The 23,031-nt window shown below is 64.8% G+C and carries 18 protein-coding genes; 8 read left to right on the top strand and 10 right to left on the bottom strand.

Annotated features, from left to right (window positions below; translation table 11 throughout):
* Window positions 1-9: 9 nt before the first annotated feature.
* Genes KI241_RS08530 through KI241_RS08490 form a run of 9 tightly spaced genes read right to left on the bottom strand, consistent with a single transcriptional unit; the run spans window position 10 to window position 9,683 of the window.
* Window positions 10-669, bottom strand: coding sequence for an EscR/YscR/HrcR family type III secretion system export apparatus protein (locus KI241_RS08530; protein ID WP_123578608.1), 660 nt, complete (start codon window positions 667-669; stop codon window positions 10-12).
* Complete coding sequence (locus KI241_RS08525) at window positions 662-1,582, bottom strand: FliM/FliN family flagellar motor switch protein (protein WP_212803564.1); 921 nt, start codon at window positions 1,580-1,582, stop codon at window positions 662-664. The genes KI241_RS08530 and KI241_RS08525 overlap by 8 nt, the downstream gene beginning before the upstream one ends.
* Complete coding sequence (locus KI241_RS08520; RefSeq protein WP_212803563.1) at window positions 1,579-2,400, bottom strand: type III secretion effector protein; 822 nt, start codon at window positions 2,398-2,400, stop codon at window positions 1,579-1,581. The genes KI241_RS08525 and KI241_RS08520 overlap by 4 nt, the downstream gene beginning before the upstream one ends.
* Window positions 2,397-2,852 (bottom strand): type III secretion protein, encoded by a 456-nt coding sequence (locus KI241_RS08515; RefSeq protein WP_212803562.1) that lies wholly within the window; start codon window positions 2,850-2,852, stop codon window positions 2,397-2,399. The genes KI241_RS08520 and KI241_RS08515 overlap by 4 nt, the downstream gene beginning before the upstream one ends.
* The gene (gene sctN / locus KI241_RS08510) at window positions 2,836-4,122 is read right to left on the bottom strand and encodes a type III secretion system ATPase SctN (RefSeq protein ID WP_212803561.1); all 1,287 of its coding nucleotides are present in this window, start codon (window positions 4,120-4,122) and stop codon (window positions 2,836-2,838) included. The genes KI241_RS08515 and sctN overlap by 17 nt, the downstream gene beginning before the upstream one ends.
* Before the next feature lie 15 nt (window positions 4,123-4,137).
* A complete protein-coding gene (locus tag KI241_RS08505) occupies window positions 4,138-6,186 on the bottom strand; it encodes an EscV/YscV/HrcV family type III secretion system export apparatus protein (protein ID WP_047737428.1) in 2,049 nt (682 codons plus the stop codon).
* A gap of 23 nt (window positions 6,187-6,209) precedes the next feature.
* Window positions 6,210-7,316 carry a type III secretion system gatekeeper subunit SctW gene (gene sctW, locus KI241_RS08500; RefSeq protein WP_047737431.1) on the bottom strand — a complete coding sequence of 369 codons (1,107 nt, stop codon included), beginning with the start codon at window positions 7,314-7,316 and terminating at the stop codon, window positions 6,210-6,212.
* Window positions 7,313-8,947 carry a type III secretion system outer membrane ring subunit SctC gene (gene sctC, locus KI241_RS08495; protein ID WP_212803560.1) on the bottom strand — a complete coding sequence of 545 codons (1,635 nt, stop codon included), beginning with the start codon at window positions 8,945-8,947 and terminating at the stop codon, window positions 7,313-7,315. Before sctC ends, sctW begins: the two co-directional genes overlap by 4 nt.
* Before the next feature lie 4 nt (window positions 8,948-8,951).
* Complete coding sequence (locus tag KI241_RS08490) at window positions 8,952-9,683, bottom strand: helix-turn-helix domain-containing protein (protein WP_047737433.1); 732 nt, start codon at window positions 9,681-9,683, stop codon at window positions 8,952-8,954.
* A gap of 225 nt (window positions 9,684-9,908) precedes the next feature.
* Here KI241_RS08490 and KI241_RS08485 point away from each other — a divergent pair, with 225 nt between their 5' ends.
* The 8 genes from KI241_RS08485 to cobA all read left to right on the top strand — a co-directional run bounded on the left by KI241_RS08485 (window position 9,909) and on the right by cobA (window position 21,710).
* Complete coding sequence (locus tag KI241_RS08485) at window positions 9,909-11,120, top strand: CmpA/NrtA family ABC transporter substrate-binding protein (RefSeq protein WP_123578600.1); 1,212 nt, start codon at window positions 9,909-9,911, stop codon at window positions 11,118-11,120.
* 14 nt (window positions 11,121-11,134) lie between these two features.
* A complete protein-coding gene (locus KI241_RS08480) occupies window positions 11,135-11,710 on the top strand; it encodes an ANTAR domain-containing protein (protein ID WP_047737436.1) in 576 nt (191 codons plus the stop codon).
* Between the two features lie 402 nt (window positions 11,711-12,112).
* Window positions 12,113-13,324, top strand: coding sequence for a nitrate/nitrite transporter (locus KI241_RS08475; RefSeq protein ID WP_042729590.1), 1,212 nt, complete (start codon window positions 12,113-12,115; stop codon window positions 13,322-13,324).
* Between the two features lie 9 nt (window positions 13,325-13,333).
* Window positions 13,334-15,004, top strand: a complete 1,671-nt coding sequence (locus tag KI241_RS08470; RefSeq protein WP_212803559.1) for a bifunctional protein-serine/threonine kinase/phosphatase — start codon at window positions 13,334-13,336, stop codon at window positions 15,002-15,004.
* Between the two features lie 446 nt (window positions 15,005-15,450).
* The gene (gene nirB, locus KI241_RS08465; protein ID WP_042729588.1) at window positions 15,451-17,904 is read left to right on the top strand and encodes a nitrite reductase large subunit NirB; all 2,454 of its coding nucleotides are present in this window, start codon (window positions 15,451-15,453) and stop codon (window positions 17,902-17,904) included.
* Window positions 17,901-18,218 carry a nitrite reductase small subunit NirD gene (nirD, locus tag KI241_RS08460; RefSeq protein ID WP_042729587.1) on the top strand — a complete coding sequence of 106 codons (318 nt, stop codon included), beginning with the start codon at window positions 17,901-17,903 and terminating at the stop codon, window positions 18,216-18,218. The genes nirB and nirD overlap by 4 nt, the downstream gene beginning before the upstream one ends.
* Window positions 18,218-20,944 (top strand): nitrate reductase, encoded by a 2,727-nt coding sequence (locus tag KI241_RS08455; protein WP_212803558.1) that lies wholly within the window; start codon window positions 18,218-18,220, stop codon window positions 20,942-20,944. Before nirD ends, KI241_RS08455 begins: the two co-directional genes overlap by 1 nt.
* Window positions 20,945-20,954: 10 nt before the next feature.
* Window positions 20,955-21,710 carry a uroporphyrinogen-III C-methyltransferase gene (gene cobA / locus KI241_RS08450; protein WP_212803557.1) on the top strand — a complete coding sequence of 252 codons (756 nt, stop codon included), beginning with the start codon at window positions 20,955-20,957 and terminating at the stop codon, window positions 21,708-21,710.
* Window positions 21,711-21,925: 215 nt separating this feature from the next.
* Here cobA and KI241_RS08445 read toward each other — a convergent pair whose 3' ends face one another.
* The gene (locus KI241_RS08445) at window positions 21,926-22,960 is read right to left on the bottom strand and encodes an OmpA family protein (RefSeq protein ID WP_042729584.1); all 1,035 of its coding nucleotides are present in this window, start codon (window positions 22,958-22,960) and stop codon (window positions 21,926-21,928) included.
* Window positions 22,961-23,031: the final 71 nt, after the last annotated feature.

The raw sequence follows: 23,031 nt of genomic DNA, 5'->3' as shown, positions 1-23,031 counted from the left end.
CGTCCGCCCCTATGCCAGCAAGGTCAGGTATTGCTTGACCAGTCCGGTGGACAGCAGCGCCCAGCCATCGAGGGCGACAAACAGCACCAGTTTGATCGGCACCGAGATGATCACCGGGCTCATCATCATCATGCCCAGCGCCAGCAGGATGCTGGAAATCACCAGGTCGACGATCACGAACGGCAGGTACAGGTAGAAGCCGATCTTGAAGGCGCTTTTGATTTCACTCAACGCATAGGCCGGCAGCAGCGAAAACAACGACGGCGCCAGGTCATCCTCGGCATACCGGTCGGCGTCGGCATCGACCTGGCCCGCCTGGGCGCGCTCGAAGAACAGCGCCAGCTCCGGGTCGGTGTACCGACGCAGGTAATCCTTGTAGCTGCCCAGGCCGTTCTCGGCGAAATTCACCACCGACTCGAGGTCGGTAAAGACCACCGCCTCGTGCTTGTAATAGTCATGGCCCTGCTTCATCACCGGCGTCATGACGAAGATCGCCAGCATCAGCGCGATCGCATTCAGCGCCATGTTCGAAGGCACCTGCTGCAACCCCAGGGCGTTGCGCACGATGACGAAGACGATGGAGAACTTCAGGTAGCACGTGCCCGCCGCCACCAGGAACGGCAACAGCGAAGCGAACGCCAGCAGCGCGATCAGCGAAACGTCATTCATCGCTGCCGTTCCGATAGACCTTAAGCAGCTCAACGCCCAACTGCGCCTCCATTTGCACCAACTCCCCCACGGCCACGGGCCGGCCATTGGCGCGAATCTCGATGTGCTGCGCGGCATCGGCGGCCAGTGGGATCAGTTGCCCGTCGATGAATTGCGACAGCCGCGCCAAGTCGATGTCGCAGCTCGCGAGGACGAACTCCAGGCGCACCATCAGCGCGCTCGGATCGACGGCCGGGCCAGGTGACGGGGGGATCGGTGGATCGGCATCGGCCACGCTCGGTTGCATGTGTAAGCCCTCTTCGGTGAATGTGAAAACGCCCAGGCAACGGTTTGCCAGCAAACCGTGCTGAGTCCGCTCGGTGATGCGCAGGACATCGCCTTTGTGCAGGCGCCGAAGCCTTGCAGCGCGCAGTTCACTGACGCCCAACTGCAACACCAGGCGCATCGGCAATGCCTGGAGCCAGGCGTGTGACCCTGGCTCGACCACGCGGCCCCGCGGCGGTAAGCGTGTGACCCACACGCGCCCGCGAGGCGTGTCGAGCCAGGGCAGGTCGTGCGTCGGGCATCGCGTTCTTTCAACGCCTTCGATGTCCGCCAGCCGGCTGTAGCGCAGTTCGTCCACCGCCAACGGCAAGGGCCGAGGCACCGCACGGAACAAAGCGACGATGCTCGACAACGGGCTCTGGCGCCCCACCCACGACGGCGAGGTCGGCAGTGCTCGATGCAGCCAGTCATGGGCCAGGATCAGCCCGTGCCAGTCCCCGCCGTCGCCCTGCGCGCGAAACTGGATGAAGCCCGAGCGGTCGGGCACCCGGCCCAACCCAGCCGTCCGACCGGCCCGGCGCCAACGCTCGATCGCTTGCGTGCAGGCATGCAGGCGGGAATCGACCCGCCGCAGCTTCAAGGCCCTCACGCTGGATGTTCCGGCGCTTCGTCCTGATCGTCATCCGGCGTCTGCTGCGACCCCTGGCGCGGTTGTTCGCCGTCACTGTCGGTCAATCGCCAGGCCGGCTCCCGCGCCTGGGCGAAAGGCTCCTTGAGTTGCTCCAGGACCAGAGCATTGCTGGGGCTGAGCATCAGGCGAGCGGACTCGTCCGGCAGCCGATGGATCGTCACCTGGCCGCTGGCCGCACCGTTGTTGAACGGCACCTGCAGCAATCCCGGCGAGGTCATCACCCCTGCGTCCGGCGCTGTCGGCATGACCACGGGAGCAAGTGGCGCCGGGATGGCGCCGGGCACAAGACGGACAACCTGCGAATTCGGTGCGGACATGCGCAGCGCTTGCTCGACAGCCGCGAACGGCTCGGCCGGCGCCGGCTCCATCGGTGCCGCCTGCATGGGTAGATTCGTGTACTCAACGGCCATTTCCAGCCGTGACGACACCGCCACTGACATCGCATCGGACAACGGGCTCGCCTGTGGCAAAGGCTTCGCGGTCACGCTTCGCTCATGCACGACATCCCTCGCGACCGTGCCGCTCAGCGACGCGTCGCGGTGCTGAACGGCGTCGCCCTCCTGAACGATAGGCATCGCATGCCGAGCCAACCCCCGACCGCTGTCCAACTGGCGTCGGGGGAAACCCGGCAACGCCGCCAGAAGGTCCAGCACCCCCTGGGGCAAGTCCTCTTCCTGCACCGGGACGAGCATGTCCCGCGGCTCGTCCAGTCGCCCTTCACCAACGGGCTCCAACGTCTGCACCGGCCGAGCGGGCGCCCCGACAATCTGATTCATCGCCTCATCCCCGTCATGTCTTCCTGCTCCCGTTCTTCCTGGCGTATCTGCACCAGCCGTTGCCGGCGGCGTTGCTGCTCGACCGCACCCTGAAGCTGAAGGTGCTTGCGCTGCAACGAACGCAGGCACTCGCGCTGGGTTTGCACCTGTTGCTCAACCGCTCCGCACTGCTGGTCGACGCGGTCACGCTCGACCCGCAGCAGATCGATCCGTCGCCGGATGACGGCCTGGGTACGCAGCAGCGCCAACAGTTGCCCGTGATCCAGCACGCAGTCATTCGCGCGGTGGCTGGCCAACAGTTCAAGCAGCGCCGCCTCTTGCGTCTCGAAGCCGCGCCGTTCCTGCAACAACGGCTGCAATTGCCGCTGGGCGCGCAGCAGCGCGTGCTCACCGCGCTGTTGGCGCCACTGACTGAGGGCCAACAGGCGGCGCCCATCAAGCGAGGATGTCATGCAGGCGGCGCAGGGTTTCATCGGGCTCGCAGCGCTCATCCGTGGGCTGGCGCAGCCACTGCTCGAGGGCGTCGCGGCATTGCATCGCCCGGTCGTTGGCCGCATCCGCCCCCGGTCTGTACTCGCCCATGTCGACAAACACCTGCAACTGTTCGAGACGGGCCAGCGTGTCCCGGGCAGACGCGGCCAATTGCCGAGCCTGCGGCGTGGTGACTTGTGTCGCCACGCGGCTGACGCTGCGCAAGACGTCGATGGCCGGGTAATGCCCCTTGGCCGCCAGCGCACGGCTGAGGTAGACGTGGCCGTCAAGGATCGAGCGAATCTCCTCGGCGATCGGGTCCGGTTCGTCATCGCTTTCCAGCAGCACCGTGTACCACGCGGTGATGCTGCCTCCAGCGGTCACGCCGGGGCGTTCCAGCAGGCGCGGCAAGGCATCGAACACCGAGGCCGGAAAACCGCGCCGCGCCGGCGCTTCACCGGCCGCCAGGGCCAGGTCGCGGCGCGCGCGGGCGTAGCGGGTCAGCGAATCGAGCAACAACACCACGCGCCGGCCCTGGTCACGAAAGTACTCGGCGATGGTGGTGGCCTGCAGCGCCGAGTTGCAACGATCCACCGAGGAAAAATCCGAGGTGGCGTACACCACCACGCAGCGCGAACGCTGGGGCGACTCGCGCAGGTGCGCGATGAACTCGGTCACCTCCCGCCCACGCTCGCCGATCAGGCCGATCACGAAGACCTCGGCATCGGTGTGCGCGATCAGCATGTTGATCAAGGTGGTCTTGCCGGACCCGGCCGCGGCGAAGATGCCGAGGCGCTGGCCGACGCCGCAGGTCAGCAGGCCGTCGATGGCGCGAATGCCGGTGGGCAACGGCTGCGCCACCGGGCGCCGCTGCTGGTACGACGGCGGGTCGGCGTCCACCGGGCAGTCCCGTTGCGCCACGGCCGTCGACGGTGCCAGGCGCTCGACGATGCGGCCCTGGGGATCGACCACACTGCCGAGCAAGGCATCGCTGCAGGTCAATTGCAAGGTGGCGCCAGTGGGCACGATCATCGACTCCCGGGACAGGCCTTTCGCCTCGCCCAGCAGGCTGAGCAGCACGGCGCCGGGCTTGAAGCCGATGACCTGCGCCCGGGCCGCCACCTCGGGCGAGCGCCAGTGCCGACGCACTTCACAGACCTCCCCCACCACCACCTCGCCCAGCGCCGCCTCGATCAGCGGGCCGCTCAGGCGCAGGGGATGGGCGGCGTGTCGTTCCAGGCGCAGGTTCATTGACGAACGATCTCCCTACAGCGTCTTGATGACATTGACCGAAACGGTCTCGGAGATTTCGCCGAACGACATGACGTCCAGCTCCCGAAAGCGGCCCTCGATCAGTTTCTTGATGTAGCGCCGCACATCCACCGAGCACAGCAGCACCAGGTCTTTGTGGGCGATGTGCAGGCTGTCCAGGCCAACACTGAGGCGGTCCATCAGCTCTTCCGATTCGGCCGGCTCAAGGTTGAGGAAGCTGCCGCCGGAGGTTTGCCGGATGCCTCGGCGCACTCCCTCTTCGAACTCCGGCGACAACAGCAGCACGCGCAAGTCGTTGCCCTGGGCAAACTTGTTGCTGATGTAGCGGGCCATGGCCCCGCGCACGTGTTCCACCAGCGCCAACACGTCTTTTTCCCGGGAGGCCCAGTGCGCGAGCGATTCAAGGACAAGCTTCATGTTGCGCACGGAAATGCGCTCGCCGATCAGGCGCTGCAGCACTTCGGCGATCTTCTGCACGGTGACGTGGCGATACACTTCCTTGAGCAGGTCGGGATAGCGGCTTTCCATTTCGTCGAGCAGTTGCTTGGTTTCCTGCACACCGAAAAACTCGCGGATGTTGCGCGCCAGCAACGTGACCAGGCAGCGATAGCATTCCTCGTCCGCCGGGCGCAGGTGATAGCCCAGTTGCTGCACCCGCTCGCGGTCGGCCGCGCCAACCCAGACCCCGCCCTGGCGATTGCTGTCGTTGCCGCGCACCAGGGCGAACCCCAGGGGCTCAAGCTCGGGTGAATAGTCCAGCAGGCGCCAGTGGTCGAAGTGAATGTCGAATTGTTCGGCGCGCACCTCATTGATCAGCACCGCCACTTGATGCGCCGGCAGTGCTTCGCTGGCCCGCAGCCGGGGTTCGGGAATGCGCAAGCCGTAGTCGACGAAGAACTGGCTGCGAAAGCGCGCGGCCCACCGCTGCTTTTCCAGCGCCGGCAAACGTGCGGCGGGCACCAGCAGCATCAGTGCGACGGTCTCCGTGGCGATGTGGTCGACGTCTTCGAGCAAGCCAGAATCGGCCTGCGGCGCGTCCTGACCGGCGGGTTCGGCGCGCTGTTCTGCCGAGCCCTGGCGCCAGGCCTTGCGCTGGCGCACGAACACCACCAGCCCGAGCGCGCTGGCGATGGCCAGGAAGGTCAGCAAGGGAAAACCCGGCAGCAGGCCGACGCCAACCGCCAGCAACGCGGTGACACCGAGCACGAACGGGTTGCCGAGCATCTGGCTGAGCATGTTGCGACCCAGGTTGCTGTCGTCACCGTTGACCCGAGTGACGATGAACCCGGCGCCGATGGCGATCAGCAGCGCGGGAATCTGCGCCACCAGGCCATCGCCGATGGTCAACAGGGTGTAGGTCGACAGGGCCATGGACATGTCCATGCCCAATTGCCCGACACCGATGGCCATGCCGCCGATGAAGTTGACGAAGATAATGATGATGCCGGCGATGGCATCGCCCTTGATGAACTTCATCGCGCCGTCGAAGGAGCCGTACAACTGGCTTTCACGCTCCAGCACGCTGCGTTTCTCCCGGGCCTGGGCGGCATCGATGGCGCCGGCCTTGAGGTCACCGTCGATGCTCATCTGCTTGCCCGGCATGCCGTCCAGGGAGAAGCGTGCGGCCACCTCGGCCACCCGCTCCGAGCCCTTGGTGATGACGATGAACTGGACAATGGTGACGATGGAAAAAATCACGAAGCCCACCACCAGGCTTTCACCGATCACGAAGTCACCGAACGAGGCGATGATCTCGCCGGCGTCGGCCTGGCTCAGGATCAGCCGGCTGGTGCTGATCGACAACGCCAGGCGGAACAACGTCGTCAGCAACAGCAATGCCGGGAACGTCGAGTAGCTGAGGATGCGCTCGATGTAGAACGAGCCCATGAACACCAGCAGCGAAATGACGATGTTCAGGCCGATCAGCGCGTCCACCAGCACCGTGGGCAACGGGATGATCAGCATGGCGATGATCATCACCATCAGGCTCAGGATCAGCAGTTCCGGGCGCGCGCTGACGTTGCGCAAAAACACATTAAGCATTCAGGCCAGGCTCCGGGACGGCATCACGGGCAACCGCCGGCGCGGCGCTGTTCGAGGCATTCATGGGCATAGGCGACATCGGCCAGGCGGGTGAACTGTTGGGCCAGGCGCACCGGCGCGTCTTCATCGACGAACAACGACGGCGGCAAGCGCAGGCTGAGCCGGCGCACGGTCTGCAACAGCGCCGAACGGTCACGGTGGGAACTGAGCAGCACCGGCTCGCCCACCGCACCGAGCAGCCATTGGTCGAGGTCATCGGGGTAGGCCAGCACGCCGAACAGGAACACCAGCCAGTCAGCCTCATCGGCGTTGTGCCGGCAGACGAGTGCATCGCCCAGCAACGCGTCGATGAACAGCCCGTCGGTCGAGCGCAGGTGCTTGAGGTCGGTCAGTCGTCCCAGCAATTGGCCGAACTCGGCGTGGGAACAACTGGGGTCCTGGGCGCTGATGTCGGTGAGCAACGCGGCCTCGATGAAGGCCAGCACGTTCATGCGCTGCGACGGTCCGTACAGGGCGATCCAATCCTGGTAGGCATTGAGCGGGCCGTCGTCGGATTCGAGAAAGTCGCGGTAGGTTTCCCGCAGCAGGCCGGCCCGCACCGCCATGCTCGCGCCGAACATCCGCGCCTTGAGCGCCGCGTTGATCCCGGCGTTCATGCGCTTGGGCGAGCCTTGGGCAACCACCGTCTGCAACAGCGTTTCGAGGCGCTGGCGGGTCGGACTTTGCAGGTTGTGTCGGCGCAACAACGCCCGCAGCACCAGGGCCAGGTCGCTGTCGTCGGGGAACAGTTGCCGCGCCATGTCCAGCAGCCAGGCCACCGGTTTGTCCGCCAGCCGCGCCAGGCTCAGCACCTGCCGCGCCTTGGGCACGGTGTCGTCCTCCAGCACGCGTTCGAAGGTGTCGGTCGGCGTTTCGGACTTGAGCTCGAACAAGCGCCGGCCACGGAATTGGGTGAGCGCCGCCGACAGCTCGTCGCTGATCTGCACCATGCGCTGCGCCACCGCCGCCGTGGCGCTGTCGTCCGCGTCCGCCCAGGCGTCGACCGACGGCTGCGGATGCTCGGCGGCCTTCTCGCTGTTCAGGCGGGCCTGGGCGGAGCGTCCGCCCATGGAAACCGGCGGCAGGCTCATGGTTGCGACAGCCTGAAGTAAGAACGCCGCAAGCGCTCGTGCTGCTCCGGGGTGAGCAATGGGCCGCCCGGCTCGCTCGTGTCAGGTTCAAGGGCCTGGCGAATTTCCTGGGGTTGGATCAGGAACACCCGCACGGTGTTGGCCGAGCGGCTCTGGCGATAGCTGAACAACCTGCCGAGCCACGGGATCGAGCCCAACACAGGGACCCGGCCGATCTGCTCGCCGTGGTCGTCACGGGTAAAGCCACCCACCAGCAGGCTCTTGCCCTGGGGCACCCGCGCCACCGTGTTGATGCGGGTACGGCCCACCGTCGGCAACGCGCCCTGGCGCTCGTCCTGGGCCGGGCGCTCGACCTCGTTGCCGTCCTCGATGTTGAGCGACATCTCGATCTCGTCGGCCTGGGCGAAGCGCGGCAGTACGCTGACCAGGGTGCCGTAGGTCACGTGTTGCAGGTCGACGCTGCGCTCCCCCACCAGCGGCGCATAGAAGGTACGGTTGTTGTCGAAGATCGCCGGGACGTTTTCCTGGGTCAGGATCACCGGGCGCGACACGACGTTGGCCCGCTGGGTGCGCTCCAGGGCCAGTACGCGGGTGACGAACGACGCACCGTCTAGGGTGGTCGCCGAACCGGCGTTGAGCGAGGCACTGAACGTACCACCGGATTTCACCGCGCCTTGCCAGTTGATGCCCAGTTGGTTGAGCTCATCCTTGTGCAGGTCGATGATCCACAACGACAGCTCGACGTGGCGCTTGGGTGTGTCCAGCGCGTTCACCAGGTTCTCGATAAAGCGCACCTGTTCCGGCAGCCCCTTGACCAGCAGGCTGTTGGTGTCCGGGTAGGCCACCACGCGAATGTTGCCGGCGGCCACTTCCCGCGCGAGGATGCGCGGCGCGGTGGGGTCGTGTTCCGAGGCCGTGTTCGCCAGGCCTTCGAGGGGAAACACCGGCATCATCGCCCGCGACCGTGGCCCGGGCGCCTGGGCCACCGTGGGCTCGACCGGCTGCGGCTCACCGCGCAACAACGCCTCGATCACGCTGGCCAACCCCGGCAGCGTCACCTTGTCATCGCGCAATTCGTACTGGCGATCGCTGACGAAGGTATTGCGCACCTGGATCACGCCGATCTGCTGCTTGCCCAACAACAGCTCCGAACGCTGGTTGTCCATCAACTGCGCGGCCTGTAGCACCAGGTCGACGTAGATCGGCGGCCCGGACACGTGAAAGGTGCGCAGGCCGTCGTTGCGCAACGGGTAGCGTGGGTCGTGCAGCCCGGATTGCTTGAGAAACGCCAGCAGCTTGGCCACCGTCAGCGTCTGCAACGAGGCCATCGAGCTTTTGATTTCCGAGCCGTCGTACAGGTAGATCGCCTGACCGTCGCTGTACCAGATCAGGCCCATTTGCGCGCTGATGCGCTCGAACGTCTGCTGTGGCGTACGCAAGTCGAAGGTGCCGCCCACCCGCTTGGCCGCCGCCACCTTGCTGACGATGACAGGCTTGCCGAGCACGCCTGACAGCTCGCTGAAAAACGTTCGCGCACTCTGCTCGCGAGCTTCGAAGCTGTAGACGTCGGCCCACGCCGCGAGGGGTGCGAGCAGCAGGAGCAAGGACAGGGACAACGCGCGACGGCTCATCGGTTCACTTGCCCGGCAGGTAGGTGATGTCGGCCAGGCTGCTGGGGGCGAACCCCACCAGCTCGCGCACTTCTTTGGAGAAATGCGAGGAAGAGGCAAAGCCGAACGCCAGCGCGACGTCGGTCAGCGAACCGTTGCCCAGGCTCATGTCCAACAACGCCTGGGCCGTGCGCCACCCGCGCAAGGCCGGTTTGGCCGCGCTGCCCAGGGCCTGCCGGCAGAGCCGGCGAAAGTGCGAGACCGACACCCCGTAGCGCTGCGCGAGGGTGTTGAGCTTTTCGCTGCGGGTGCCTTGCTCCAACAAAAAACGCACCAGGCCGTAGCTTTCATGCTGGCGCAACAACGGTGCAACGGCGTGATAACCCGGGGTGCCACCCAGCGCCTGTTCAATGAACCAGCGCTCGAGCCGCGCCGGAGTCCGCACGACGTCATCCGCCACCGGCAACAAGGCCCATGGCGCGACCTCGGTTCTTTTCGCGGCGAAGGCATCGCTCATGTCGAAGAACGCCTGCAACTTCACCAGCGGCGCCGGGCAGACCGGCAGCACGTGCAATTGGTCACCGGAAAACCGCAACGGGTCGCGCAGCACCACCAGCCCTTGCCAACCGCTCGGCAGGGCCTGCCGCTGCCCGCCCCCTGCGCTGTCCAGCGCCACCGCGCCCTGGACGACCCGCAGGTGCACCACCCGCTCGCGCGGGTCAGTCAATACCGTGGAGCGAGATGATGTGTCCTGCACCGGTGTCTCCTCTGCAACGTGGCGAATGGAAGGAGCGACAGGATGAAAGGCGCGGCGCCTGAAATCTTGATGCAAAGATGATGAGCACCGGGCTGGCATATGCCTTGCACCCTTTTCGTTCATCGGTGCCCATGCCGTTGCCGGGATGAGTGCCACACGGTTTTGAGGACAAGGGCGCCGTCATCCAGCCGGATGGCGGCGCTTTCATGTGGAAGGTGATGCGCGATGAATGAAGTTCCAGCCAACCCCCTGGCCTGGGTCAATGGCAGCGATGCCCCGGAAAAGAGCGCGGTCAATCTTGGCTTCATGGCCCTGAGCGACTGCGCCCCCCTGGTGGTGGCCGCCACCCAGGGGTTCGCCCAGCCCTACGGCCTGACCCTGAACCTCAAGCGCCAGGCATCCTGGGCCAACCTGCGGGACAAGCTGGTCAGTGGTGAAATCGACGCCGCCCACAGCTTGTACGGCCTGGTCTACGCGGTGCACTTGGGCATCGGCGGCGTGGCGCCCACCGACATGGCCGTGCTGATGGGGCTGAACCAGAACGGCCAGAGCATCAACCTGTCCCACGGCTTGCAGGCCCAGGGCGTGACCAGTCCTGAGGCACTGGAACGGCATGTGCACCAATCTCGCCCGAAACTGACCTTCGCCCAGACGTTTCCCACCGGCACCCATGCCATGTGGCTCTATTACTGGCTGGCGGCCCAGGGCATCCACCCCTTGACCGACGTCGACAGCGTGGTGGTGCCGCCGCCCCAGATGATCGCCCACTTGCAGGCCGGGCGGATCGACGGCTTCTGCGTCGGCGAGCCCTGGTGCGCCAGCGCGGTGAAGCAGAACCTGGGGTTCACCCTGGCAACCACCCAGACCATCTGGCCCGACCACCCGGAAAAAGTCCTAGGCTGCACCCGCGCGTTCGTCGAGCAGTACCCCAACACCGCCCGGGCCCTGGTGATGGCGATCCTCGAGGCCAGCCGCTTCATCGAGCAGAGCAGCGAGAACCGCCGCAGCACCGCACAACTGTTGAGTGCGCCGCAATACCTCGACGCCCCGCTGGACTGCATCGAACCGCGCTTGCTGGGGATCTATGCCGACGGCCTGGGCAACAGCTGGCAGGATCCTCACGCCATGCGCTTCCATGCGGGCGGCGCGGTGAACCTGCCGTACCTGTCCGACGGCATGTGGTTCATGACCCAATTCCGCCGCTGGGGCTTGCTGCGCGAGGACCCGGACTACCTGGACGTGGCGCGGCAAGTCCAGCAACTCACGCTGTACCGTGAAGCCTGCGCGGCGCTGGACATCCCCGCCCCGCTGCCGGACATGCGCAGCAGCCTGTTGATCGACGGCACCACCTGGGACGGCACGGACCCGGCCGGGTATGCCAAAAGCTTCAAGCTGCACGCCTTGAGCGATGCCGCCGCCCTTTTCGCCAGTCGCTGACAGGAGCCTTCCACATGCTGCGTATCCTGCTGATCAATGACACCGCGAAAAAAGTCGGGCGCCTGAAAGCGGCCCTGATTGAAGCCGGGTTCGAGGTGATCGACGAATCCGGCCTGACCATCGATTTGCCCGCACGCGTCGAAACGGTGCGTCCGGACGTGATTCTGATCGATACCGAGTCACCCGGACGCGATGTGATGGAGCAAGTGGTGCTGGTCAGTCGCGACCAGCCACGACCGATCGTCATGTTCACCGACGAGCACGACCCTGATGTGATGCGCCAGGCCATCAAGTCGGGGGTCAGCGCCTACATCGTCGAAGGCATCCACGCCGCGCGCCTGCAACCGATCCTCGACGTGGCCATGGCCCGCTTCGAAAGCGACCAGGCCCTGCGCGCCCAACTGCTGGCCCGCGACCAGCAACTGGCCGAACGCAAGCGCATCGAACTGGCCAAGGGCATGCTGATGAAGATGAAGGATTGCAACGAAGAACAGGCCTACACCCTGATGCGCCGCCAGGCCATGAGCCGCCAGCAGAAGCTGATCCAGGTGGCCGAGCAGATCATTGCCATGAACGAACTGCTCGGCTGAACGCCCCGCGGCGCCTGGCCCGACGCCTTCGCGAGCAAGCTCGCTCCCACATGGGCTCTAGGGTTAACACTGCCTTTGTGAACACCCCAAGTCACCTGTGGGAGCGGGCTTTAGGGTGAGCACTGCCTTTCTGAGCCCCCCAAGTTACCGTGGGAGCGAGCTTGCTCGCGATAGCCCTCACAGGTTGGCACAGATCTCGCTTAAGCAACCTCACAGGTAACCAACGGCGGTTGCCCCACCTACGACAAAGACGTCGCACACCCTTTTCGCCTGGCTTGGCGACTCGGGTTGCGGCGTTTTTTTGCTTTGGCCCCAACGTCCGGGGTCGGTGGGGGTCGCCGTTGTGGCGCACCACCTCGAAGCACTGACTCATTTTCGAGACTTTAACCGCTGAGGTGCGCGATGAATTCAAGCTTCTGGAAATCCGGCCACACCCCGACCCTGTTCGCGGCCTTCCTGTATTTCGACCTGAGTTTCATGGTCTGGTACCTGCTCGGCCCATTGGCGGTGCAGATCTCGACCGACCTGCACCTGACCACCCAGCAACGCGGCCTGATGGTCGCCACGCCGATCCTGGCCGGCGCGGTGCTGCGCCTGTTCATGGGCCTTCTGGCCGATCGGATTTCGCCAAAGACTGCCGGCATGGTGGGTCAGGTGATCGTAATCAGCGCATTGTTCTGCGCCTGGAAGCTGGGCATCCACAGCTATGAACAAGCCCTGCTGCTGGGCCTGTTCCTGGGGGTGGCCGGGGCTTCGTTCGCCGTGGCCCTGCCGTTGGCCTCGCAGTGGTATCCGCCCCAGCACCAAGGCAAGGCGATGGGCATCGCCGGTGCCGGTAACTCGGGCACCGTGCTCGCCGCGTTGATCGCGCCGATCATGGCCGTGACGTTCGGTTGGACCAATGTGTTCGGTTTCGCCCTCATCCCCCTGGCGCTGACCCTGGTCCTCTTCGCCTGGCTGGCCAAGAACGCTCCCGAGCGCCCCAAAGCCAAATCCATGGCCGATTACCTCAAGGCCCTGGGCGACCGTGACAGCTGGTGGTTCATGTTCTTCTACAGCGTGACCTTCGGCGGCTTCATCGGCCTGGCCAGCGCCCTGCCCGGCTACTTCAACGACCAGTATGGCCTGAGCCCGGTGACGGCCGGCTACTACACCGCCGCCTGCGTCTTTGGCGGCAGCCTGATGCGGCCCTTGGGCGGCGCCCTGGCCGACCGTTTCGGCGGCATCCGCACCTTGCTGGGCATGTACACCGTCGCGGCCATCTGCATTGCCGCGGTGGGCTTCAACCTGCCGAACTCCTACGCCGCCCTGGCCCTGTTCGTCTGCACCATGCTCGGCCTGGGTGCGGGCAACGGCGCGGTGTTCCAACTGGTGCCGCAACGCTTCCGTCGCGAGATCGGCGTGATGACCGGGCTGATCGGCATGGCCGGCGGCATCGGCGGTTTCGCCCTGGCGGCGGGCATGGGTGCGATCAAGCAGAGCACCGGCAGCTACCAGATGGCGCTGTGGTTGTTCGCCAGCCTCGGCGTCCTGGCCTGGTTCGGCCTGTACGGCGTCAAGCGTCGCTGGAGAACCACCTGGGGTTCGGCCGCCGTCACCGCCGCCCGGGTGTAAGCCAACTCCATGAGCCTGCAACTGAGTTTTGCCGAAGCCAGCGCCATCGGCCCACGGGACGAAAACCAGGACGCCCTGCGCCTGGTCACCCCGGCCCCGGCCCTGGCCGCCAGCAAGGGCTACCTGTTCGCCATCGCCGACGGCGTGAGCCAATGCGCCGACGGCGGGCTGGCGGCCCGGTCGACCTTGCAGGCGCTGGCTCTGGACTATTACGCCACGCCACAAACCTGGGGCGTGGCCCAGGCACTGGATCGCCTGCTGCTGGCGCAGAATCGCTGGCTGCAAGCCAACGGTGGCGGGCAACCGCTGCTCACCACCGTCAGCGCGCTGGTCCTGCGGGGCCGTCGCTTCACCCTCGCCCATGTCGGCGATTGCCGGGTCTACCGCTGGCACGCCGATCATCTGCATCGCATCAGCGAAGACCACGTCTGGGACCAACAGGGCATGCAACATGTGCTCAAGCGAGCGTTGGGGCTGGATCAACACCTGGTGCTGGATTTCCTCGATGGCGAACTGCGCCCCGACGAAACTTTCGTCCTGCTCAGCGACGGCGTCTGGGCCGCCCTGGGGGACACGGCCATCGCCGGCGTCCTGCGCGACCAACCGGACCTCGATCGCGCAGCGCAGACCCTGGTCAACGCCGCGCACCTGGCCGGCAGCCAGGACAACGCCAGCGCCTTGCTGGTGCGCGTCGACGCCTTGGGCGAAGCGAGCATCGGCGACGCGCTGATCCAGTTGCAGCAATGGCCCCTGCCCCCAGCGCTGAAAGCAGGCCAGGCCTTCGAGGGGTGGCAGGTCGAAGCTTTGCTCGGTCAAAGCCAGCAATCACTGCTCTACCGGGTGCACGACGGCCAGGGCCAGCCATGGCTGTTGAAAACCCTGCCCGGCCAGCTCCGGGACGACAGTCGGGCCGGGCAAGCGCTGCTCTCCGAAGAATGGTTTCTCAGGCGGGTCGCCGGTCGACAATTTCCGGAAGTCCATGGCGTGCCCCAGCGCCAGCACCTGTATTACGTGATGCGCGAATACCCCGGCGCGACCCTGGCCGAACTGTTCGACCAGGGTGGCCCGTTGCCACTGGCACAATGGCTGGACCTGGCGCAACGGCTGGTGCGCGCGGTGGGGCTGCTGCATCGACGACAGATCTACCACCGCGACATCAAGCCGGAAAACCTGCACCTGGGGGACGATGGCGAATTGCGCCTGCTGGATTTCGGGCTGGCCTACTGCCCGGGGCTGTCCGAAGACCAGGCCAACGTCTTGCCCGGAACGCCCAGCTACATCGCCCCGGAAGCCTTCGCCGGCCACGCGCCGACCGCTCGGCAAGACCTGTACGCCGTGGGCGTGACCCTGTACTTCCTGCTGACCGGCCACTACCCCTATGGCGAGATCGAGGCGTTCCAGCGGCCGCGCTTTGGCGTGCCGGTCAGTGCCCACCGTTATCGACCGGACCTGGCGGAATGGCTCGGGCAAAGTCTGGAGCGCGCCGTGGCGGCAGACCCGGACGAGCGTTTCGAAACCGCCGAGGAATGGCTGCTGTTGCTGGAACAGGGCGAACGTCGCAGCTTGAGCGTAAGGCCCCGGCCACTGTTGGAACGCGAGCCGCTGAAGGTCTGGCGCACGTTGGCGCTGCTGTCTCTGGTGGTGAACATCGTGCTGCTGTTCCTGGTATTTCACAGCTGAGATCCTGTGGGAGCGGGCTTGCCCGCGAAGGCGTCAGCACCTTCAGCATGGATGTTGACTGACGCACCGCTTTCGCGGGCAAGCCCGCTCCCACAATGGATCCGATGCAGGAGCAAAGCTTACGCCGCGATGCGCCAGCCCCAACGCTCCATTACCGGGCAATACGCTTTGATTCGGTGCAATAAATCCCGCCATTGCGCGCCCGACCAGCGGCCCGCCCAATAAATCCGCACCCTCGGCCCACTTGGCACAACCACTGCATAACCCCTGGCAACAGACATAAGGCAACGCCTCCAACGATGAGGGCGGTGCCTCCCGAGAGAACGGGACCAGGACAAAGGCGTCCTCGCTAGCTTGCTAGCGGGACGCCTTTTTTGTTTTCGAAAAAATGGCCGAGTCAGCCCGATCGCCGTGATGAAACGGGCATGAGCTCGCGGAGAACCCTGATGAAAAAACTCAAACTGGTGATGATCGGCAACGGTATGGCCGGGGTTCGGACCCTTGAAGAATTGCTCAAGCTGAGCAACGAGCTGTACGACATCACGGTGTTCGGCGCCGAGCCCCACACCAACTACAACCGTATCCTGCTGTCGCCGGTGCTGGCCGGCGAGCAGACGTTCGAAGAGATCGTGCTCAACGACCTGAGCTGGTACCAGGACAATCACATCAACCTGCTGCTCAACCGCAAGGTGGTGCAGATCGATCGGGTCAAGCGCCGGGTCATCGCCCAGGACGGCACCGAGGCCGAGTACGATCGCCTGCTGATCGCCACCGGTTCCACGCCGTTCATCCTGCCGATCCCTGGCCACACGCTCGAAGGCGTCATCGGCTACCGCGACATCGCCGACACCCAGGCCATGATCGACACCGCCAAGACCCACAAGCACGCCGTGGTGATCGGCGGCGGCCTGCTGGGCCTCGAAGCCGCCAACGGCTTGAAGCTGCGGGGCATGGACGTGACCGTGGTGCACCTCGGTGACTGGCTGCTGGAGCGGCAACTGGACAAGACCAGCGGCCAATTGCTGCAAAGCGCGCTGCAAGAGCGTGGCCTGACCTTTCGCCTCAACGAGCAGACCCAGGCCCTGCACGACGCCGGCAACGGCCGGGTCGGCTCGGTCCAGTTCAAGAACGGCGACATCATCCCCGCCGATCTGGTGGTGATGGCTGCCGGCATCCGCCCCAACACCGAGCTGGCGGAAAAGTCCGGCATTCCGTGCAGCCGCGGAATCCTGGTCAACGACACGATGCAGACCTACGACCCGCGCATCTATGCCATCGGCGAATGCGCCAACCATCGCGGCACGGCCTATGGCCTGGTGGCCCCGCTGTTCGAACAGGCCAAGGTCTGCGCCAACCACCTTGCGCAACTGGGCTTTGCCACCTACAAGGGTTCGGTGACCTCGACCAAGCTCAAGGTCACCGGCATCGACCTGTTTTCCGCCGGGGACTTCATGGGCGGCGAAGGCACCGAGACCATCACCCTCTCCGACCCGATTGGCGGCGTCTACAAGAAGCTGGTGATCAAGGACGACGTGCTGGTCGGCGCCTGCCTGTACGGCGATACGGCGGACGGCGGCTGGTATTTCCGCCAGATCCGTGAAAACGCCGGGATCAGCGAAATCCGCGATCACCTCATGTTCGGTGAAAACGCCTTGGGCGATGTCGGCCACCAGGGCCAGGACAAAGCCATGAGCATGGCCGACAGCGCCGAAGTCTGCGGTTGCAACGGTGTGTGCAAGGGCACCATCGTCAAGGCGATCCAGGAACACGGGCTGTTCAGCGTCGATGACGTGAAAAAACACACCAAGGCCGCCAGTTCCTGCGGCTCCTGCGCCGGCCTGGTAGAGCAGATCCTGATCAACACCGTGGGCGGTGCGGCGGACGTCAAGCCGAAAAGCGAGAAAGCCATCTGCGGCTGCAGCGACCTCAACCACGGCCAGATCCGCCAGGCGATCCGCGACGAACACCTGCTGACCATCGCCGGCACCATGAGCTACCTGAACTGGCGCACCCCCAACGGCTGCGCCACCTGCCGCCCGGCCCTGAACTACTACCTGATCTCCACCTGGCCCGGCGAAGCCCAGGACGACCCACAGTCGCGCCTGATCAACGAACGCGCCCACGCCAACATCCAGAAAGACGGCACCTACTCGGTCGTGCCGCGGATGTGGGGCGGCGTGACCACGCCGGCGGAGTTGCGCCGCATCGCCGACGTCGCCGATAAATACAGCGTGCCCATGGTCAAGGTCACCGGCGGGCAACGCATCGACTTGCTGGGCATCAAGAAGCACGACCTGCCGGGCGTCTGGAAAGACCTCGACATGCCGTCCGGCCACGCCTACGGCAAGTCCATCCGCACCGTGAAGACCTGCGTGGGCAGCGAGTTCTGCCGCTTTGGCACGCAGAACTCCACCCAGCTGGGCATTGAACTGGAGCACGACCTGTTCAACATGTGGTCGCCACACAAGGTGAAGCTGGCGGTCTCGGGCTGTCCACGCAATTGTTCGGAGGCGGGCATCAAGGACGTCGGCATCATCGGCGTCGACTCCGGCTGGGAGATGTACATCGGTGGCAACGGCGGGATCAAGACCGAAGTCGCCGAGTTCTTCGTCAAGCTCAAGACCGCCGAAGAAGTCCGCGAATACAACGGCGCATTCCTGCAGCTGTACCGCGAAGAAGCCTTCTACCTCGAGCGCACCGTGCACTACATGCAGCGGGTCGGCATGGAGCACATCAAGAAAGCCGTGCTGGAAGACCCGGCTCGCCGCAAAGCGCTGCATGAACGCCTGAAATTTTCCCTGGCCCTGGAACAGGACCCATGGAAACAGCGCCTGGAACAACCCCAGCTGAAAAAAGAGTTCGAAGTCATCCCCGTGAAGAACCTGGAGGTGCCGGCATGAACTGGCTGGATATCTGCGCATTGGAAGAGATCAACGCCCTGGGCTCACGCATCATCCAGGGCCCGAAAGGCGATATCGCGATTTTTCGTACCAGCGACGATGAAGTCTTCGCACTCGACGACCGTTGCCCGCACAAAGGGGGGCCGTTGTCCCAGGGCCTGATCTACGGCAAACGCGTGGCCTGCCCATTGCACAACTGGCAGATCGACCTGCAAAGCGGCGAGGCCCAGGCGCCGGATGTGGGCTGCGCCCATCATCATTCGGCCCGTGTCGAAAACGGCCGGGTCCTGCTGGCGCTACGGGACGCAAGCTGATGAGCCACCAAACCACTGCCTCGACCTGCTGTTACTGCGGGGTCGGTTGCGGCGTGCTGATCGACCATGACGACGAGCGCATTCTCGGCGTCAGTGGCGACCCCACCCACCCGGCCAATTTCGGCAAACTGTGCAGCAAGGGCTCGACCCTGCACCTGACCGGCGACCTCGCCGCCCGCGCCCTGTACCCCGAACTGCGCCTGGGCAAGGGCCTGGCCCGCGCCCGTACCGACTGGGACAGCGCCCTGGAGCATGCCGCCAGCGTCTTCGCGGCCACTATTGCCGAGCACGGCCCCGACAGCGTGGCGTTCTACATTTCCGGCCAGTTGCTGACCGAGGACTACTACGCGTTCAACAAACTCGCCCGGGCCTTGGTCGGCACCAACAACATCGACAGCAATTCGCGCCTGTGCATGTCTTCGGCCGTGGTCGGCTACAAGCGCAGCCTCGGTGCCGACGCCCCGCCCTGCAACTATGAAGACCTGGCACTGAGCGATTGCGTGATGATCGTCGGCAGCAACATGGCCTACGCGCATCCGATCCTGTTTCGTCGCCTCGAAGAAGCCAAGTCCCGCCGTCCGCAGATGAAAATCATCGTCATCGACCCTCGGCGCACCGACACCTGCGACCTGGCTGACCTGCACCTGGCGATCCTGCCGGGAACCGACGTCGCCTTGTTCCACGGGATTTTGCACCTGTTGCTGTGGGAAGACTGGGTCGACCGCGATTTCATCAAGGCCCACACCGAAGGCCTGGCTGAATTGAAGAACCTGGTGCGCGACTACACCCCGGCCATGGTCGCCCAGGTGTGCGGCATCAGTGTCGAACAACTGCACCAGTGCGCCGAATGGGTCGGCACCGCGCCGAGTTTCCTGTCGCTGTGGTGCATGGGCTTGAACCAGTCCACCGCCGGCAGTGCGAAGAACAGCGCGTTGATCAATCTGCACTTGGCCACCGGGCAAATCGGCCGTCCGGGCGCGGGGCCGTTCTCGCTGACCGGCCAGCCCAACGCTATGGGCGGACGGGAAACCGGCAGCCTGTCGAACCTGTTGCCCGGTCATCGGGAAGCCAACAACCCGGAACACCGCGATGAGGTCGCCCGCTACTGGGGCGTCGAGCAATTGCCTGCCAACCCGGGCTTGAGCGCCATCGAGCTGCTCGACGAAGTGCGCAGCGGCAAGATCAAGGCCTTGTGGATCGCCTGCACCAACCCGGCCCAATCGATGCCGGACCAGACGGCGGTACGGGACGCGCTGCAAGCCTGTCCGTTCGTGGTGTTGCAGGAAGCGTTCCGCACCACCGAGACCGCCGCCTTCGCCGACCTGCTGCTGCCCGCGGCCAGCTGGGGCGAGAAAGAGGGTTCGGTGACCAACTCCGAACGGCGTATTTCCCACGTTCGCCGGGCGGTCAACGCGCCCGGTGAAGCACGCCCGGACTGGGCGATTACCGTGGACTTCGCCCAGCGCCTGGAACAACGCCTGCGGCCGGGCCAGCCCAGCCTGTTCGACTTTGCCAGCCCGGCCCAGGTGTTCGACGAATACAAACACCTGACCCGCGGGCGCGACCTCGACCTGTCCGGCATCAGTCATGCCCTGATCGATGAACTCGGCCCCCAGCAATGGCCCTTCCCGGAAGGCGCCACGACCGGCACCGCGCGCTTGTACGAAGACGGGATCTTTCCCACCGACAGCGGGCGCGCGCGATTTGTCGCCGAACCGTATCGTGCCGCCAGGGAGCTGCGCGACGTACGCTACCCCTTAACCCTGAACACCGGGCGGCTGCGCGATCAATGGCACGGCATGAGCCGCACCGGCACCGCCGCACAATTGTTCGGTCATGTGAATGAAGCCGTCCTCAGCCTGCACCCTGACGAACTGCAGCGCCATCGCTTGCAGGCCGGCGACCTGGTCAGCCTGAAAAGCCGGCGCGGCGCGGTGGTCGTGGCCGTGGACAGCGACGAAAGCGTGCGTCCCGGCCAGGCGTTCCTGCCCATGCACTGGGGCGACCGGTTCCTCAAGGGTGGGGTCAACCGCCTGACCCAACCGGCCTTCGACCCGTTGTCGAAACAGCCGGAACTCAAGCACAGCGGCGTACGCCTGGAACCGGTGAACCTGCCTTGGCAGTTGTTCACATTGATCGAGGGCGATGTTCAACAGCATCTGGAGACGCTTCGACCGCTCTGTGAGGCGTTTGCCTACGTCAGCCTCAGCCTAACCGGCCGTGAACGCCCGGCGCTGGTGATTCGCGCGGCCAGCGCCGCAGCGCCCGATCCCGAACTGCTGCAGGACATCGACGAGCAACTGGGGCTGATCGACGGCCCGGTGCTGGCCTACGACGATCCGCGTCGTGCCATCGGCAAACGGGTGCGGATCGAGAACGGTCGCATCACCGCCATCCGCCTGGCCGGCGAAACCCTCGCCCGGCACTGGTTGCAGAATCTGTGGCAGGAAGGTCGCAGTGATGAACAACTGCGCCGCTGGCTGCTGGCGCCATTGAGCGCTCCGCCAGGCAATGTCGGCGCGGCGGTGGGTGGCGGTAGCGGCGGCAAGACACTGTGCAACTGCTTGAACGTCAGCCAGCGCGCGATCTGCGCCGGCATCGAACGCGGCCTGGACTTGCAGGGGCTGAAAAAGGAATTGGGCTGTGGCACGCAATGCGGTTCCTGCGTACCGGAAATCAAGCGCCTGCTGGTTGCCTCGGCGCAACCGATGGCCGCTCTCTCGTGAGGAAAACACTATGAACGCAAAAGTCTGGCTGGTGGGTGCAGGTCCTGGCGACCCTGAGTTGCTGACCCTCAAGGCCGTGCGTGCGCTGCGCGAAGCCGACGTGGTGTTGATCGACGACCTGGTCAACGAGGCGGTGCTGGAACATTGTCCCGGTGCCCGCGTCATCGCCGTGGGCAAGCGCGGCGGCTGCCGCTCCACCCCCCAGGCGTTCATCCATCGACTGATGCTGCGCTATGCCCGCCAGGGCAAATGCGTAGTGCGCCTAAAGGGCGGCGATCCGTGCATCTTTGGCCGTGGCGGTGAAGAAGCACAGTGGCTGCAGGCGCAAGGTGTCGAGGTGGAGTTGGTCAATGGCATCACGGCGGGCCTGGCCGGGGCCACCCGCTGTGACATCCCGCTGACCCTGCGCGGCGTCGCCCGGGGCGTGACCCTGGTGACCGCCCACACCCAGGACGGCAGCAGCCTGAATTGGCAGGCACTGGCGCAAAGCGGCACGACCCTGGTGGTGTACATGGGCGTGGCGAAGCTGAACGAGATCCGCGAGCAGTTGCTGGCCGGTGGCCTTGCGGCAAACACGCCCGTGGCCATGATCGAAAACGCCTCCCTGCCCCACCAGCGTGATTGCCGCAGCGACCTGGCCTCGATGGAAGCCGATGCCAACGCGTTCCAGCTCAAGAGCCCGGCGATCCTGGTGATCGGTGCGGTGGCCGGTGCTGCCGAACTCACCGCATCACAGCCTGCGTGGGTTCAGGCTTCGGCGCTGTAACAAACAACACCCAGCCTAATGTGGGAGCGAGCTTGCTCGCGATAGCATCGGGTCAGCAGCATCAATACTGGCTGACACACCGCTATCGCGAGCAAGCTCGCTCCCACAGGTTTTGTGTTTAACCAACTGTTTTGCGGCAACGCCCCCTCATTTTCATAAATCCCAGGCAAAGAAAAGCCCGGCCTAAGCCGGGCTCTTCCAAAGCTGTGGGCTAATTACTTAGCTTGGGCTTCAACCTGCGCTTCTACGCGACGGTTAACAGCACGACCAGCTTCAGTGGCGTTGTCAGCAACTGGGCGGGATTCGCCGTAGCCAACGGACTGAACGCGGGACGATTCAACACCGTACTGGTTGGTCAGAACTTGCTTGACGGCGTTTGCACGACGCTCAGACAGTTTCTGGTTGTAAGCGTCAGGACCGACGGAGTCAGTGTGACCTTCAACAGTAGTGGTGGTGGATGGGTACTGCTTCATGAAGTCAGCCAGGTTCTTGATGTCGCCGTAGCTGTTAGGCTTGACGACCGACTTGTCGAAGTCGAACTTGACGTCCAGCTCAACGCGTACAACTTCAGCAACGGCTGGGCAGCCGTCAGCGTCAACAGTGACGTTGGCAGGGGTGTCTGGGCACTTGTCGACGTTGTCGCACACGCCGTCGTTGTCGCTGTCGGAGCAGACTTCAGCCGGAGCTGGAACTGGAGCAGCAGCAGGCTTGGAGCCGCCACCGAAGTTCACACCGATACCAACGCTTGGCGCCCACTCGGTGTCGCCTTGGTCGATGTTGTATTGAGCTTCAACGCCAGCACGGGCGTAGAAGTTCTCGGTGAAGTACAGCTTGGCGCCGCCACCAACGTTGGCGAAGGTAGAACGGTTACGACCGTTGCTGCCATTCTGGTCGATGCTCTGGTCGGAGAAACCGGCCGAGACGTAAGGACGCAGCATGTCGCCTGGGTTGTTGAAGTGGTACAGAGCGTCCAGGGCAGTGTTGGCGCCCTTGACGTTGGTGCCGTCGTCGGTACGTGCGTTGTGCACTTCGTCGTAGGCCAGACGCAGTTCAACGTCGTCGGTCAGGAAGTAACCGATCGAACCGCCGAACAGGTTGCCGTTGTTCTTGAAGTTACGAGCGCTGTCGAATTGTTCTTTCTTGGCGAAGCCTTCGATTTCAACTGCGCCTTGGCCTTGTGCCAGAGCGCCGAACGAAGTGGCAGCAATCAAAGAACCAATGGCAAAGCCCAAGGTGTTTTTCAGTTTCATCCGTTAAATCCCCATCTGGTGATTGTGAAGCAGTCCCGCAAACCGGGGACAACTCGGCGGCAAGTCTATCA

It is taken from the genome of Pseudomonas sp. Cab53 (assembly GCF_018325965.1).
GTDB classification, from domain to species: domain Bacteria; phylum Pseudomonadota; class Gammaproteobacteria; order Pseudomonadales; family Pseudomonadaceae; genus Aquipseudomonas; species Aquipseudomonas chlororaphis_E.
Note: the sequence above shows the minus strand (reverse complement) of the source record. Positions and strands in the feature narration are given on the sequence as shown.

Coding starts and splice junctions, on each gene's coding strand:
- KI241_RS08445 (WP_042729584.1), bottom strand. CDS start 22,960: ATGAAACTGAAAAACACCTTGGGCTTTGCCATTGGTTCTTTGATTGCT.
- KI241_RS08515 (WP_212803562.1), bottom strand. CDS start 2,852: ATGACATCCTCGCTTGATGGGCGCCGCCTGTTGGCCCTCAGTCAGTGG.
- KI241_RS08475 (WP_042729590.1), top strand. CDS start 12,113: ATGAATTCAAGCTTCTGGAAATCCGGCCACACCCCGACCCTGTTCGCG.
- sctW (WP_047737431.1), bottom strand. CDS start 7,316: ATGAGCCTGCCGCCGGTTTCCATGGGCGGACGCTCCGCCCAGGCCCGC.
- KI241_RS08485 (WP_123578600.1), top strand. CDS start 9,909: ATGAATGAAGTTCCAGCCAACCCCCTGGCCTGGGTCAATGGCAGCGAT.
- KI241_RS08505 (WP_047737428.1), bottom strand. CDS start 6,186: ATGCTTAATGTGTTTTTGCGCAACGTCAGCGCGCGCCCGGAACTGCTG.
- nirB (WP_042729588.1), top strand. CDS start 15,451: ATGAAAAAACTCAAACTGGTGATGATCGGCAACGGTATGGCCGGGGTT.
- sctN (WP_212803561.1), bottom strand. CDS start 4,122: ATGAACCTGCGCCTGGAACGACACGCCGCCCATCCCCTGCGCCTGAGC.
- KI241_RS08455 (WP_212803558.1), top strand. CDS start 18,218: ATGAGCCACCAAACCACTGCCTCGACCTGCTGTTACTGCGGGGTCGGT.
- KI241_RS08520 (WP_212803563.1), bottom strand. CDS start 2,400: ATGAATCAGATTGTCGGGGCGCCCGCTCGGCCGGTGCAGACGTTGGAG.
- KI241_RS08530 (WP_123578608.1), bottom strand. CDS start 669: ATGAATGACGTTTCGCTGATCGCGCTGCTGGCGTTCGCTTCGCTGTTG.
- KI241_RS08470 (WP_212803559.1), top strand. CDS start 13,334: ATGAGCCTGCAACTGAGTTTTGCCGAAGCCAGCGCCATCGGCCCACGG.
- KI241_RS08480 (WP_047737436.1), top strand. CDS start 11,135: ATGCTGCGTATCCTGCTGATCAATGACACCGCGAAAAAAGTCGGGCGC.
- nirD (WP_042729587.1), top strand. CDS start 17,901: ATGAACTGGCTGGATATCTGCGCATTGGAAGAGATCAACGCCCTGGGC.
- cobA (WP_212803557.1), top strand. CDS start 20,955: ATGAACGCAAAAGTCTGGCTGGTGGGTGCAGGTCCTGGCGACCCTGAG.
- sctC (WP_212803560.1), bottom strand. CDS start 8,947: ATGAGCCGTCGCGCGTTGTCCCTGTCCTTGCTCCTGCTGCTCGCACCC.